At 57.4% G+C, this 15,200-nt stretch carries 10 protein-coding genes; 2 read left to right on the top strand and 8 right to left on the bottom strand.

Annotation, left to right across the window (positions count from 1 at the left end; genetic code table 11):
* Window positions 1–10 precede the first annotated feature (10 nt).
* On the bottom strand, window positions 11–1,222 hold the full coding sequence (serB, locus tag Pla52o_RS18965; protein ID WP_146596202.1) for a phosphoserine phosphatase SerB: 1,212 nt from the start codon (window positions 1,220–1,222) through the stop codon (window positions 11–13).
* Window positions 1,223–1,422: 200 nt separating this feature from the next.
* Window positions 1,423–1,962 (bottom strand): DUF6933 domain-containing protein, encoded by a 540-nt coding sequence (locus Pla52o_RS18960; protein ID WP_390620895.1) that lies wholly within the window; start codon window positions 1,960–1,962, stop codon window positions 1,423–1,425.
* Here Pla52o_RS18960 and Pla52o_RS18955 point away from each other — a divergent pair.
* Window positions 1,853–2,278: a hypothetical protein gene (locus tag Pla52o_RS18955; RefSeq protein WP_146596200.1), complete on the top strand. Its 426-nt coding sequence runs from the start codon at window positions 1,853–1,855 to the stop codon at window positions 2,276–2,278. The genes Pla52o_RS18960 and Pla52o_RS18955 overlap by 110 nt on opposite strands.
* 316 nt (window positions 2,279–2,594) lie before the next feature.
* Here Pla52o_RS18955 and Pla52o_RS18950 read toward each other — a convergent pair whose 3' ends face one another.
* The 6 genes from Pla52o_RS18950 to Pla52o_RS18925 all read right to left on the bottom strand — a co-directional run bounded on the left by Pla52o_RS18950 (window position 2,595) and on the right by Pla52o_RS18925 (window position 14,438).
* A complete protein-coding gene (locus tag Pla52o_RS18950) occupies window positions 2,595–3,938 on the bottom strand; it encodes a sulfatase family protein (RefSeq protein WP_231612471.1) in 1,344 nt (447 codons plus the stop codon).
* Between the two features lie 204 nt (window positions 3,939–4,142).
* The gene (locus Pla52o_RS18945; protein ID WP_146596198.1) at window positions 4,143–6,878 is read right to left on the bottom strand and encodes a c-type cytochrome domain-containing protein; all 2,736 of its coding nucleotides are present in this window, start codon (window positions 6,876–6,878) and stop codon (window positions 4,143–4,145) included.
* A 71-nt stretch (window positions 6,879–6,949) separates the two neighbouring features.
* Complete coding sequence (locus tag Pla52o_RS18940; protein ID WP_146596197.1) at window positions 6,950–9,448, bottom strand: DUF1553 domain-containing protein; 2,499 nt, start codon at window positions 9,446–9,448, stop codon at window positions 6,950–6,952.
* A gap of 142 nt (window positions 9,449–9,590) precedes the next feature.
* Window positions 9,591–10,967: a DUF1501 domain-containing protein gene (locus tag Pla52o_RS18935; RefSeq protein ID WP_146596196.1), complete on the bottom strand. Its 1,377-nt coding sequence runs from the start codon at window positions 10,965–10,967 to the stop codon at window positions 9,591–9,593.
* A gap of 353 nt (window positions 10,968–11,320) precedes the next feature.
* Window positions 11,321–12,658: a Gfo/Idh/MocA family protein gene (locus tag Pla52o_RS18930; protein ID WP_146596195.1), complete on the bottom strand. Its 1,338-nt coding sequence runs from the start codon at window positions 12,656–12,658 to the stop codon at window positions 11,321–11,323.
* 490 nt (window positions 12,659–13,148) lie between these two features.
* Window positions 13,149–14,438 (bottom strand): ATP-grasp domain-containing protein, encoded by a 1,290-nt coding sequence (locus Pla52o_RS18925; protein ID WP_146596194.1) that lies wholly within the window; start codon window positions 14,436–14,438, stop codon window positions 13,149–13,151.
* 177 nt (window positions 14,439–14,615) lie between these two features.
* Between Pla52o_RS18925 and fae the strand changes: the two genes are divergently transcribed.
* Window positions 14,616–15,113 (top strand): formaldehyde-activating enzyme, encoded by a 498-nt coding sequence (gene fae / locus Pla52o_RS18920; RefSeq protein WP_146596193.1) that lies wholly within the window; start codon window positions 14,616–14,618, stop codon window positions 15,111–15,113.
* Window positions 15,114–15,200: the final 87 nt, after the last annotated feature.

Raw genomic sequence — 15,200 nt, 5'->3', positions numbered from 1 at the left:
CGATACAGCGTTAGAGTTCGATCCGTTCTCGGTCTCGGACGCCCAGGAGATAGAGCAAGGCATCGAGGCCGAGATTCGAGACGGCGTGCCCGGCTTCTTGGCGTACGATCGGTTTGGCATGAAAGGCAATGCCCAAGCCGGCTCGGTTGAGCATCGGCAGATCGTTGGCTCCATCCCCAATCGCGATGATTTGCCGTCGATTGATCCCTTCTTTGGCAGCGATTTGTTCGAGTAATTCGGCTTTGCGTTGGCCGTTGACGATGGGGTCGAGCACGTTGCCGGTCAATTTGCCATCGACGATTTCCAATTCGTTGGCATGCACGTAGTTGAATCCCAAGCGATCGCGGAGTCGGTTTCCAAAGTAGCTGAAGCCGCCGGACAGGATTGCGGTGCGGTATCCCAGTTCGTGAAGATTGAGCAGTAACGATTCCGCTCCCTCGGTCAACTGCAAACGTTCGGCGACACGTTGCAGCGACGATTCCGGTAATCCACGCAAGGTCGCGACACGGCGTCGCAACGACGTGTCAAAATCCAGCTCGCCACGCATGGCCATTTCGGTGATCGCGGCGACCGATTCGCCACAGCCGGCTTCCTTGGCCAATTCATCGATAACTTCGGCTTGAATCAAAGTGGAATCCATATCGAAGGCAACCAGGCGTCGTGAACGTCGGTAGGCGTCGTCTTTTTGCCAAGCGATATCGATTGCCAATTCCCGACACAGGTCCATGTAGCGGGCTTGCATGCGTGGTTTATCGTGGGGCTCACCACGCAGCCAAAATTCGACACAAGCGCGACGGGGGAGGTCGACGCTCTCGATTCGTTGAGGCCGCCCCGACAGGCGGTGAATCACATCAATGTTCAAGCCTTCGTCCGTGATCACTTTGGTTACCGCGGCGAGGTGCGATGCGTCGATCGAGCGGGCCAAGAGGGTCAGGATGTAGCGAGGTTTACCTTGGCGGTTGACCCAGTCGTCGTAGTCGGCATCGGCAATCGCTTGGATCTTCACTCGCAGACCGAGTTCTTCCGCCATCGCTTTGATCGGCTGCTCGACTCTCACGTCGTCCGCGATACGCACCATCATTCCCAACAGCAGCGATTGATGGATCACGGCCTGGTTGATGTCTAAAACGATCGCGCCGATCTCCGCAAGCGTCCTGGTCAGTTCGGAGGTCAAGCCGACTCGGTCCTCGCCGGTAAAGCGAAGTAGGAAAATATTGCCCATGGTCGGCACTCCGGTCAGTCATCTGGCGGTTGAACGGTTCTCAGGGGCTGGGCCCCAAGCGAAGCGGAAAGCATAGATCGTTTGCCTAGTTCGATGAAGGGTAGGCAGCGGGCTAACCCGAGGGAACGGGCGAAGAAATCAGATCAATTTGACGTGCGGACGATCGCTCGAGCGAACCACACAGATCATTCCAGAAGGCGTCACTGTGACCTCGCTGAGCAAGGAGCCGATGGATCAGATTCGTCTACCAGACCCGCGAACACCTCCCATGGCTTTGCTGAGGAACGTCCCTGACGGTCGATGAGGCCAGGATGCCGTGAATGGTTCAGCCGAAATCCGATTTGCGGAGCCGCCAAGCCATCGGACAAGTAGAGTTTCGCGGCGTACACATGATCGCTCATCGCCACCGCCACCGAGCGATGGAGCGGCTTTGCGAAGGTCACTCCCCCGTTGGGCGGAGCAACCAACCGGTCGTAGGCCCGCTGCATCTCAGCAGCCTTCATGGTTTCGTCGATGGCATCAACGATGTTGCCGACAAACGAATCGCGATCCCTGATCCCTTGGCAGCTGATCACACACGAATACAGGGACAATGTATTGCTGATCAGGACGTACTGAGCTCGATTGGCAATGAATATACGGCATGACCAATCGGAGCACGGATTCGTCTCGATCGGCGAATCGGCAAGTTCTGCGATGGCGACCTTGCTTGCGAGTCTGTCGGATAATCTCAGCAGCACGTTGACCACTTTTTATAGGGGCTCATCCGCTCGTCGCAGAGTAAGTCGGGGAGGGAATGAAGAATTTTGGACGCGTCGGGTCAAGGCCAGTCGGGCCAGTCGGGCCAGTCGGGCCAGTCGGGCGAGGCAAGCCGAGTTGGACAATTCGATCGCGTTCCTGTCAGCGTCTCCCAACGCTTCCTGCGAAATGCACTTGGCGGTCGCTGCGGCCGCGCCAGCCACCGAGTGGCGGGGAGGCCGAAACACACCTCTGGACAAAAATGAATCCGGTTTCGTTGCGATTCCCAAAGGACGCGTCAAGGGAGCGTTTGACTGAAGAGGAGGGGGATTGTCACTCATTCATCCAGGATTGCCAACAGGGTGATTTTATCGTCATCCATTAACAAGTTCACTGGCCGTGACGTGGAGCCAAATGCATGAAACCACGAGGCCGTCGCTCGGGAACTCGCGGTTGCTAGACACCAGATTGCTAGACACCAGATTGCTAGACACCAGATTGCTAGACACCAGATTGCTAGAGGCCGGGTTGCTAGAGGCTGGGACGCGACACGTTATCGATTCAGCCCGAGGGCTGCGCGTCGCTGCGACGTCGTTCACGCCCGTACCCCCGCTGTAGCGAAGGATCGGGATGGTCACTCGGCCGTTGGGCTTGGCGAGCCATCGTGCGATTTCGCGGGCCACCAGGCGTTGATCGCCTCGCTCATCGACGCGACGATCTTGGGATGGGTCGCGGCGAGATCGTTGTTCTCGTGAGGATCTTGTTTCAAGTTGTAAAGCTGTGCTTTTTCGCCTGTCATGCGAACCGATGGCAGAATCAACTTCAACTCGCCTTGGATCATCCATCGATATCGCAAACTCGCCACCGGATCGTCCATCGATTGAATGTCGTGCTCAAAGATCTCGCCAAAGATCGCATCGCGAGACTCACGTGCGGCTGGGTCTAGCAAATTGATCCCCGGCAATGCATTGTCGGTCTGGATGCCCACCGCTGCGAGCACGGTGGGAACGAGATCAATCGACGAGGCCAACGTTTCGTTATCGAGTCGAGGGGCGACATGTCCGGGCCACTTGATCATGATTGGCGTACGGGTTCCCCCTTCGTTGGGACTTCGTTTGCTGCGTGGTGCATAACGACTGGAGTCGATCTCATTGATCCAGCCGTTATCGGTGACATAGATCACAATCGTGTTCTCGGCTAAGCCACGTTCGTCCAGCGACGTAAGTAGTTGTCCGCAGGTTTCATCAAACCATTGGCACATCGCCCAATATTTCGCCATGGGTAACGAGTCCGTCTTGGATCGGTACTGGTCCAAAATTCGCTTTGGCGGGTTGTGGGGAGTGTGAGGTAGAAACGGCGCATACCAAACAAAAAAGGGATCCTTGTTTTCGCTACAGCTGTCGAGAAACGACTCGATCGGTTGCATGTCGGTGCGTCCGATCTTGAGCCCCGCGTCACCGTGACGCCCATCTTTGTGAAAATCGCCCTGCGTCATCCCTTCACTGAATCCACCACGTTTGTAATTGCCTTCCCACCATTTACCGGTCTGCAATGACCGATAGCCGAGTGGTGCCAAGAAGTCCGGCAGCGTCTTCATGTTGTCGATGTGGGAAAGGTAAGCTTCGCGGTTTTTGACGTACTGGGGTTGAGTGTGGTTGGGGCGTTTACGACCTTCCTGCATCCCAGCCCACGGCGGATCGTTTCCAACAATGCCGTGTTGGTGCGGGTACAGTCCGGAAATGATCGTGGATAACGAGGGACGACAAAGGCTATTGGGCACATAGCCTCGGGTGAAGGTCAAGCTTTCGCGAGCGAGTTGGTCCAACGCCGGCGTTTGAATCGCTTCATGGGACATGAACGAGTAATCGCCCCATGCTTGGTCATCGGACAAAATCATCACAATGTTGGGCCGCCTCGGTTCCGCGTACGATGCGGTGCAAACGATCGACAGTGCGAGCAAGAAAGTGAAGCGAGACATCAAGGCAAGCATGCAGGAACCTAGCCGAGTTCGAGGGAGAGAAAGTAAGTCCAGGGGGGTAAGGGCGATCTCGCCAGTGAAACGTCGAGACACACGCAATCTAATCATTTTAAAATTTGGTTCGGATGCTGGCACGCATTCGTCGGTAACGGTCCAATCGCAGGGGCCAATCGCACGGCCGCGCGTTGCTCCGAAAGGGCTATTCTACGGTAAAACCTCGACCACGATGGGGTGAGTCGTTACGCCACCGTTGGTATTGGTCGTGAGAAAGAACGAGCGGCGGCCGGGTTCTGCGATCGCATCGGCCGTCAAAAAGAATTCTCGCTCTTCATCGTCCGCGAGAACCAACAAGCCATTGAGTCCAATGTTGTCGATGTAGACACCGTGAGATGCGTTTCTCCCCGAGTCCTCTTTGCCAAAGGAAACTTCATTGGTGAAGCCCGCTTGGCGTCGCACACGAACGCGAGCGGAAACGGTCTCCCCACGGCGAACTTGTAACAGCCAAGCTTCGTTCTCGGGAACGTCGTGCTTCAGCGGATGGAGGCTGGGAATCACCGCGGGATCTTCGGCAAGCTTGAGTTGCTTTAACTGTCCCGCCACTCGCTCGACGTGACGGCCGAGCACGTTGGCGCTAGCCACGACGGTTGCGTTGATTTCTCCGTTCCAAAGTTTTGCTTCCTCGGCATCGATTCGAGCGGGCACCCATAGCGTTCCCACCGCCGACCTCTGACCGGCTTCAATGATGATGGGTGAATTGGAGGTGACGGATTGTGGCAATCCGTTGAGCGTAAACTTGACGGGCCCCTCAAAACCGTCCATGCGATCAACGCTGACGGTGAACTCACGCCCCGTGCCTTTAAAAATGGGGCCTTTTAACGCGGTCAGTGAGGCTCGGAAACCTGGGGCGGCCGCGCGAACCTTCAAATTGTAATCATAGTTTGCTCCCCCCTCGCCGCGTGTGTCGGTGACGCGAACCTTAAACAGGCCGGCGCTGGGTGCCGTGAACCGCAAACGACTGGAATGACCGGCGATCCGCATCGGATCGTCATCGTTTTGGTAGTAGATGTCAAACACCGGCAACCCGTTGGACACCGGGGTTTCATCGTCGGCCAGCGGACGTACGACGTAGGCGGGTTCACCGAGGGCGTGGGTTGTCCCGGAGGTCCCAAAATAGGTCCATCGTTTCCCTTCGCCCGGATAGGTATCAAACCCAGAATCGGGGCCACGCGGATGTTTCCATAAACGGGTGACCTCTCCGGCGGAATAGAGATAGTCGTCCAGGTTCATGTCTTGCCCGTGGAATAGCCGAAAGTCGTTTGTTTGCGAACTGTCTTTGCCGCGGAACGTGTAATAAGATTCGCGAATCGCATGCAATCGCGTTCGCAACACGGGGTCGCCACGAACGTTCAAGATCGTAATGATTGGATCGATGGGGCTCGTTGGCGTTGGATCCGCATCGATGGCCCAGACTTCACCCTCGGCCGCGTACCAGGTGTATTCGTCCACCTCGCCGGGGGATGAGATAACGCCACGGACGCTAGCACCACGCGGAAGCGAGGTCCCCGCGGACTCTTCCCTCACGGTCAAATCCCCTAAATCCATGTAGATGGGGGTGAGCGGTGCTTTGAGTTTGCCTTCGAGTTGATTGGGGCGAGGGAGTTCACGGTTCTCGATACGGCCGTTCATCAGCGAGATGAGCAGGGAGTGGGTGGCATCATTGAAAAGGATGTCGGTTCCTGTATCGCGAACCGGCTTCAGCATGGCGACTTGATTCCACGTTGACGTATCGAACAACTTGACGCTCCCCGACTGACACAGCACGGCGACCCGCGTCGAGTCCGAGGACAAAGCCAGACCCAGCAGCGGCGATTCATCGACAAATCGAGTCGCAACGAGCGGATTGACCTCCGGAGAATCGCTGCTTTTCAAATGCCAAGCCCGTAACCGATGATCGGCACCACAGGCGATGATCGTCTTGCCATCGGCGGTGACTTCGACGGCCATCACTTCGCCTTCACCTTGGCTGAGCGTGTCGAGGCGTTCGCCGGATTGGACGTTCCAAACCTTTAGAGTCGCATCCGCACATGCGCTGACGAGGACTTTGGAGTCGGGGGAAAAGGCCAGGTCGTAGATCGCCCCGTTGTGCCCCGTTAATTCACGCACCTCGATTCCCGTGTGCGGGTCCCAAAGCTTGATCACTCGGTCATAGCCCGCCGTGGCGACCCATTTTTCATCAGGCGAAAAAATGGCGGAATACAAAATGTCGCGATGTCCGAGCAACTCGGTTTCTAGCTTCGCATCCTCCACATGATAGATCGCCGCACGTCCGTACGCTCCGCTTAATCCCGATGCGACCAGGATTCGCTTGCCATCGCGATCAAATTGGAGCGAGTGGACCTTTCCCGGTAAGTCGCGGATCTCTGCGATCGGTGTTCCATCGCCAGTTTGGATTTCCACGCTGCCGAACCGAGCCACCGCTCGCCGGCTTGCGTCGGCGGTGATCGCAATCGCCGTGACCGGACGTTTGCTGAGCTTGGCGGGGGCAATCGGAGGCGTGCGTATCGTCATTTTTATCGGCACCGCACCCTCGGTTCCGATGGCGCCTTGATCGATCCAATTGGTGATCAACTCGATCTCTTGTTCCGTTGGACCGGGCTCACCGGCGGGCGGCATCCTCGGTTCCAACTTTCCCGTCGCCATCAACAGCATGCGACTGCTGCGCGATGCGCCGGCGGTGACCGCTAAACCGGTATCGCCCCCCGCGATCAATCCCGCGTGATCATCCAGACGCAAACCCCCTTCGCTTTCGTCGGCGTTGTGGCACCCGACGCAGTACTTGTTCAAAATCGGTGCAACGTCACTCGCAAAGTTGACAACGTCGGCCGCAGTGCCCGCAGTGGCAAACGCAATCAGAAACGCGCTGGCGAGCAGGAATCGCATGACTTTGGCTCTTGGGGAGTACGAGAGGCGGATCGGGAATTGGGGGGCGGGAATTGGGGGATTGGTATCGATCAATGATTGAAGGTGAACTCGGTGCTCGTTAGCACGCTCCAGGCGACGTCTTGCAGCGCCGTTTCCACGTCGTCGCCATATTCTTCGACGATCTTCATCAGTCGCTCACGCTCTTCAGGGGTCGGTTCGCGGGACAGGGCGATCTGAAACAACGACGCAATGATTTCGTCGGGGGACTCGCCTATTGCAAGCTGTCTCTGCACGCGATTTCCCGGCTCTTGAAGCTTCGGGTTCAAGGTGTCGCCGTTAGAGAGATGCAAGGCTTGGATCATGCTCTGGTCCGCGTTTCGTTCGCATTCACAGGTGATGACGCGTGGGTTTCGACCGAACACATTCAGGAAATAGGACTCGACCGATGCGTCGTACAACTCAATCGCTTTGGTTCCAAGCGGATAAAAGTCGGTCTTTTGCTTGTCGGCACCTGGAAATGCGACCTGGTCAAATCGCGTTGCGGTTTCCAGCGTTTGGTCGATCGCATCGAGTAATACTTCGGCCATCAAGCGACGCGGGTAGTAGCGGCTCCAGTATTTTTGTTCGTCGACGTTCTCTTTGAGCGGCACACTGCTGCGTTGATACGTTTCACTTTGCAAGATGGAACGCATCAATGGTTTTAAATCAAATTCGGCGTCGATGACATGCTGCGCCGCCGCGGCCAGCAGCGGTTCGTTGCTGGCGGGGTTACTCAATCGCAAATCATCGACCGGTTCGACTAACCCGCGGCCGAAATAGTTTGCCCAAATGCGATTGCTAATCGAGCGAGCGAAGTAGGGGTTCGCGGGATCGGTCATCCATTGGGCTAGCACTGTGCGGCGGTCCGATGGATCGTTGATGTCGAGCGCGGGGGCATCGAGCGGTGCGGGCGGTTGCGGTTTGCCACGGTTGGGTTGAATCAGATCACCCGAGGTGGCAACGTACAACGTGCGAATGCCGTCGCCGTTTCGGCCATCGCCTCCCCAACCTTTTGCTCGCACTCGAGCAAACATGTTGGCCATGGAGTAGTATTGATCATTGCTCCATTTTTCGAGTGGGTGATTGTGGCACTTGGCACATCCAATCGATAAACCGAGAAACGCTTGACAGGCATTTTCGGTCATCTCTTCGGGGCTCTGGTGCAACGCGTAGAAGTTAGTCGCTCCGTTTTCGTTGCTCAATCCTGAAGCGGTCAAGACTTCGCGAACGATCCCATCCCATGGTTTGTTTTCTTGGACGCATTGGCGAATCCACTGGTAATAAGACTTCACCGCGATCGGGCGAAGCCGGGTGCCGTTGATCAGCAACATGTCGCACCAACGATAGGTCCAATAGTCGACGAAGTCGTCGCTGGCCAACAACCGCTCGATCAATTTGTCGCGGCGTTGGTCGAGCGGTTCACCGAGATAGACTTGCCGCTCTGCTAAGCTGGGCAGGCGTCCGATCGTGTCGAGCGTTGCCCGGCGAAGAAACGTGTCGTCGTCACAGCGAGGCGAAGGGGGCAGGTTTAAGGTTTGTAATTGCGCCAGCGTCAACTCATCGATAAAGTTGCGACGAGGCGACTCGGTGTAAATCTCCGCTGGAACGTGATGTGGATAGGGGACCGTCATCCGCGCCAGTGCGACATTGCTACCGAACCAAGCCAGCACCGCACCTTCGCCGCTGCCGACGACTTCGACTGTACCCTCGCTATCGACAGTGACGATAGCCTCGTCGGTGGCCGAAAAAACGGACCAATGAGTGACGTCCACGTTACGGCCATCGTCGTAATGAGCGTGTACGAGAATTCGCGTGCGATCACCGGGGCGAAGCAGGCTCCTCTGCGGTGTGACGGTGATCCGCTGCAGCCGTGCGTCGTGCTTGCTTGGGCCTGCGGCTCCCGCCGCGATCCACGAGGCCAGCACGCGATAGTCGCGTGATTTCGGATCAAGTCGCAAGCCACCCTGGTGCGGCAATGCCCCGGTGGGTTTGGCGATCAGCAGGCTGCGGCCGGGGTCGGATAATTCAACCCGGCGTCCTTTAGCCTCGCGTGTTACCGAGATAAAGTCGGCGTGAGGGTCGTAGCCGCGAAGGGAGAGCCGGAAACCGCCCTTGCCCGCCAACGCGCCATGACACGCTCCGGTGTTACAGCCATGACGCGAAAGTACCGATTGCACGTCATTGCGAAAGCTCCACGTATGCGGAGTGTCAAAACCGTTGACCGCGACCTGCGTTATCGCCTCGTCGCCGTCCACACGCGCGGTGATCGTTGCGCTGCCGTCGCCGATGGCGATTGCAATCTCGCCATCGATTCTTACGACGCTAGGGTCGCTGCTGCTGAATTCCACCTTGCCTGTGACCGTTCCCGCTGCGCTGTTCTCGTTGGTGGCCTGGCGCACTACCATCAATTGTTGACGCCCCTCGGGGCCGTTGAGTTGGAACGATGCGGGAAGGACCGCGATCTCACCGGCGGTGATCGGATCGGCGGTGATCGTAACCAATAGAATCGCCGCAGCGACGACACGGAGCGGGAAGCGAAGGTGCATCATGATTCCAACTTGGGTTAATCCATTCATTGGCTTTGGGTCGCATCGTCCCTTTGGGCTCGCGACCGATCTCGACTTCGCCGCGTTAATCGTGCACGCTCGAGCCTGGTCTATTGGCGCACCGGCCTGGGATGGAAAAGGCCCTCTAGGCAAAAAGTTCTTTGATCTCGCGAACGCCATAATCGACGAGCGGGAAGGGACGCCCGGCGGGACCCGGCAACTCCGCATGCAGCTCCAAGCCTAGGCTTTTGAAAATGGTTGCGATGATCTCACCGGGGTTTGCCGGACGGTCGGCGGGGACTGCACCGATCGGATCACTCGCCCCGATGGCGCGGCCGCCCTTGGTGCCTCCGCCCGCAAACGTACAGGAAAAGCATTGTGGCCAATGATCGCGGCCTCCGGCTGGATTCACCTTGGGAGTTCGTCCGAACTCGGCCAACCCGCACACCAACGTGTCGGCGAGCATGCCTCGCTGGTCAAGGTCGGCGATCAGTGCTGAGTAGGCTTGGTCGTACATCGGCGCGACGATGTTTTTCATCCCATCGATGGTCGTAAAGGGCTTGCTGCCGTGGATGTCCCAGGTGATCTCGTCAAACACGGTCAAGAAGGTGTTGACGGTGACGAATCGCACTCCCGCTTCGATCAATCGCCGCGAAAGGAGACAACATTGTCCAAAGCGATGCATGCCATAACGCTCGCGAACCGCACGTGGTTCTTTGCTCAAATCGAAGGCTTCGCGCGCTTGGGGGCTGCTCATTAAACGGTAGGCCGAGTCGAAATTTTCGTCCATCGTCTTCGCGGACTCGGACGCCTCGAGTTGCTGCATTCGTGATTCGATTGCCGCGCGCATGCGTCGCCGCCGATCGATTCGGACCTCGCCCAGCGATGCAGGAGGCAACAGATCGGGAACCTTGAAATTCGCTTCGCTAGGATCCGCCATCAACGCAAATGGATCAAACGCTTTGCCCAAGAAACCGCCGGCTTGGCCGTTAGGCAAATTTCCTCCGCCGCGTCCCATCGTTTCGGGCAGCACGACATGTGATGGCAAGTCGCTGCGTCGCTTTCGCATGTACTGAACGACCGCGCCGGCGTGCGGGTAGTTCACCCCGCCATTAAATTGACGTCCGGTTTGCATCATTTGCCAACCCGCATCATGGACCGCCGCGGCGGTGTGGTAACAGGAGCGGACGATCGAGAATTTGTCGGCGACCTCCGCATGCTTGGGCAAGATCTCGGAGATCTGGAAGTCTCCTTTTGTTGCAATCGGCTTGAAGGGACCGCGTACCTCGGCGGGGGCCGCAGGCTTCATGTCAAAGGTATCGAGTTGACTTGGGGCACCGAGATTGAAGATCATGATGCAGTTGCGTTGGTCCTTGCTAGGTTCCACCGCCCCTCGCTGCGCTGCGGCTAAGAATTCGGGCAACCCGAGCCCGATCGTCCCCAGCGTGCCAACCTGCAGAAAGTCGCGACGCGTCATGCCGTCACAGGTATGAGCGATACCACGCGAAGTCAGGTTTAACATGGAGCTGCCTTGGTGAGAGGTGTTCGTCGAACCCGCGCGCCGCCGTCTCCTCGTCGCTTTTGGGCCTTCACAAACTCAGGCCACTGCTCGCCACGCCTCACTCGGCCGCTGCTTCCATGTCAGCTGCTGCTAAGGCGGGGGCTTTTCACATTCCTTCTTTTCGAACCCAGCAGATCGGCGGACTGGCCGCCGGCTGCGGATTCAAACGCGTCAGCCCTCGTCGGCGGGGCTAACATTGATTCCGGCACAGGTGTCGCGGCTGCGGAAATCGCGTCAACCGGAGTCCATTTCCCCGGTTGACGACGCCATTGGCCTCTGCCTCGACACCCGTCAGATATCCAACGTAGGCGGACCTACGCCAATTCCCAACCTTTGCGATACTCTTTCGTGATGTACTGGTCCGCTTCGGGGCAGTTGGTGGCCTTCAATGCGGCGGCATCCCAATCGAGTTGTTTGCCAGCGCGGAAGGCGACGTTGCCTAGCAACACGGTTTCGGTGAGTGCACCGGAGTAATCAAAGTTGCAAAGCGTAGGCGAACCTTCTTTACATGCCTTGATCCATTCGGCGTGGTGTCCGATCGAATCAGGAATGGTTTTCGGAGGCGGAGTGAAGTCGGAGTACTTGTCCTGTGGGAACAGCTTGTAGTTCGAGTAGTTTGCGAACATTTTGCCGTTGCTACCCACGAACATAACGCCACTTCCGGGCACGCGTTCGCCAGCAACTTCCTTGGGAGTCATGTTGCCGTCGTACCAAGTCAGGTTCACGGCTGGCATTTCACCACGCGCCGGGAACTTGTAGTTGACCTTCATCCCCAGCGGACAGGTCTCAGGATGCACCTCGGGGCCTTCCGCTTCGCAGGAGGTTGGGTGTCGCAGGTTCAGCGCCCAGAAGGGCAGATCCATAAAGTGACATCCCATGTCGCCGAGCGTGCCTCCGCCGAAGGCCCACCAACGACGCCATTGTGCGGGGTGGTAACGTCCCGCCGCGTACGGACGCTCGGGGGCACCACCTAGCCACAGGTCCCAGTTCAAATTCGCCGGGGGTTGTTGGCCCGGTTCAGGAAGCTCGCCGCCGCCCCAGCCTTTGCCAACCCAAACATGCACTTCTTTGATGTCGCCCAACACACCCGCTTGAACGATTTCGACAACGCGACGGTAATTGGGTTGCGCATGGATTTGCGTTCCCATTTGTGTCGCGACGCCCTTAGCCTTGGCCGCTTCTGCGATCACGCGAGCTTCGTGGATCGTGTGGGTCAATGGTTTTTCACAATAGCAATGCAAACCTGCATTGATGGCACGAATCGCTGCGGTGGCATGATGATGGTCGGTGGTTCCGATCACGATCGCATCGGCTTTGTCCGCTTCGTTGGCGATCATTTCGCGATAATCGGCGTAAAGCTTGGCGCTCTTAAACGATGCTGCAGCGCGATCAAGATAGTTCTTGTCCACATCGCACAAGCCAATGATGTCTTCGCCTTTCACGCCGTCGACATCCGCTGCAGCGCGATTCGCCGTGCCAACGCAAAGAACCTTCAACTTGTTGTTGGCCGAGGTCGATTCCGCAGCCGGCAACTCGCTCCAAACACCAGCCGCAAGAAGGCCAGCACTGGTGGTTTGCAAGAAGCGACGTCGGTTCGCCGCAGTGTTGCGAGACGCGTCGCGCAAAGGAGTTTGGGGCTTGGAGCTTTTCATTTCAGAAATCCTGAGGATGGTAGGCTATGATTGGGTGGGTAGGGTGGAGAATGTTGCCTCAACAATACTCGATTGGCATCGGCAATTCCATAACATTCTAGTCGTACAAGGTCGGCATGCGAAAGCTGAACCTGCACGCTCGATCGCCAAAAGTTGGCGAAATATTGGGATTAGCGAGTCTGGGATGATTGCGGGAGCGGTGGGGGACCCCATCAACAAGGCTAAATGTCAGTCCACGGCCCCTGTGTTTGACTGCTCAGAACCCCCTTTGCGGCAGGGACTGCGGTCCGCGGTAAAGATTGGCCAAAAGCGTCTCTTGGTTAGTCTCTTGGTTTGAAAACAAGTCTCTCGGTTTAAAAGTGCCGTGGCGAAGCTCGCTGTCCTGCATCAGGGGGGCTCAGGTGTGCCATGAACCGGTGTGCCATGATCAGGGAGCTGCTCGAGCCAGCCATGCTCTGAGTCGGGAAAACGCGTCGAGAGCAGGGAAACATCAGCAAACGGCGGCTTGCGCCGCGCGAACCACGGTTCGTAAATCGGGCCAAGGGGGGCAGGATGAACGCCAATCCCCAGAGCCGATGAGGCTGCACAGCGGGTGTCCCGCTACGATTGGCGTTTCCGAGGATGGGATGTCATGAAAAGTGATCGAATCGGTGCAAAGTCGCAGCAGCGCATCGCAGTCGAGTTTGCCGGAGCGGGTTGCGAAAATAACCTGTTTTAATAACGGAGGGTGATGGCAAACGGATTGGCCGATTCGAGCGTTTAAGTCCGCGACCGACGGTAAACTCAAGCGGGGATCCAGCGTTGGAAAATGGATTTTGCATGCGGCTCCGATCAATGATTCTCGCTCTCGAAGCACCCCACGACGAATCAAATCTCGTTCGATCAATTCGCTTGACGCTGTCCAACGAGGATTGATTTCAAGCAGCCAGAGTTTGGATTGGGCATCAATGATCACATCGATACCGAACAGCCCTGAAAGTTGAGTGTTCGCGACGAGCGTTTCACCGAGCTGATCGAGTTGGCGGTTTTGCGGTGCGGTGAGGGAGACCGGGCCGTAGGATCCGGAGTAGACGAAGGGGCCCGCCGCCTTTTTGGTGTGTAGCGATCGGCACGTGCCGAGTCGCACGACGGTGTTCCCGTCACTGAGGTAGGAAACACCGAATCGTTTTCCCGCGATCCAGCGTTGGTAAACCGGATGCCCAGACCTCCTCGGTGCTGGATTGTTGAAGGGGATCTCGGCGTCCGGAGGGTTGGCCCAGCGGACATCTAGCCCACCACTGCTGGAGAGATCTTTCCAGAGCCAGCGAGTCGAGGCTGGTTGCGGTGGATCCGGCGTTCGGGCGGGGGCGTGCGGACGTGATTGCCGGTCCGCTGAGAACGTGGTTGGGAATTGCATGCCCACTTCGCTGGCGAGCTGGGCCAAGAAAGCGGGTTGGATCAGCTCGGGGGATGCGGCAAAACCAGCATGATCTAGGGTTTGGCAATCCTGAGCGAATCCTCCGACCACCAAGAGATGCGGTGGCCATGGCGACGATTGGGACAGCGTTTCGGCGACAAAATCGCGCGCCGTGAATGTTATGTGTCCATCACTGGGCTCTCGAAGCAGCACAAAATCTTTACACACTGCGCGACAATCGCGATCTCCGAATTGATCGGCACCGATGACCTGCAATCCGGCCAAGGCAGCTGATTGAGCTGCCGCACGTACACTTGCCCCAATCAGGGTGACGGCACTTGCCCCAATCAGTGTAACGGTCGAACGAGACCTCGCATTTTTCAACGTTCTGAATCTCGCGGTGGGGGAGAAGAGTGGTGGGGAGTGGCTTGCCGGGGCCGCATCTGGTAGGTTTCCGGCTGCTTTGCAGCGGATTGCTGAGCGAACGCGCGCAGTCAATCCATCGGCCCAGCGGCAACGTTCATTTTCTCAACCCCATTCGATTCAGTGGAGTCCTCGTCCATGCAGTTTAACATTGGTGAAGCCTTAGTTGGCGATGGCAACGAAATCGCGCACATTGACTTAATGATCGGCAGCAAGAACGGACCGGTTGGCGCTGCGTTTGCCAATGCATTGTCAAACCAAAGCGAAGGTCACTCGAACCTGCTCGCCGTGCTCGAGCCCAATGTTGCTGTCAAACCATCGACTGTGATGATCACTAAGGTGACGATCAAGGGGATGAAGCAAGCGGTGCAAATGTTTGGCCCGGCCCAAGCCGCGGTGGCCAAAGCGGTTGCCGATGCTGTTGGCGAAGGGGTTATTCCGAAAGACCAAGCGGAAGAGCTCGTTTGTGTTTGCGGCGTGTTCATTCACCCGCACGCCGAAGACGACGAAAAAATCTACAACTACAACTACGAAGCGACCAAGCAAGCGTTGGCTGCGGCGATGGCGGGTACGCCAACCGTGGACGACATGCTGGCCAAGAAGGATTCCGCAGCGCATCCGTTTAAAGGCTTCTAATTGAATTGCCGGGCTTGCAATCGGCTTTTGGGGCAGTAGCGAGCGGATGCCAATTCGGCCGCTTGCGACAAGCCAAAGCCCGTTCTA

The organism is Novipirellula galeiformis (assembly GCF_007860095.1).
GTDB classification, from domain to species: domain Bacteria; phylum Planctomycetota; class Planctomycetia; order Pirellulales; family Pirellulaceae; genus Novipirellula; species Novipirellula galeiformis.
Note: the sequence above shows the minus strand (reverse complement) of the source record. Positions and strands in the feature narration are given on the sequence as shown.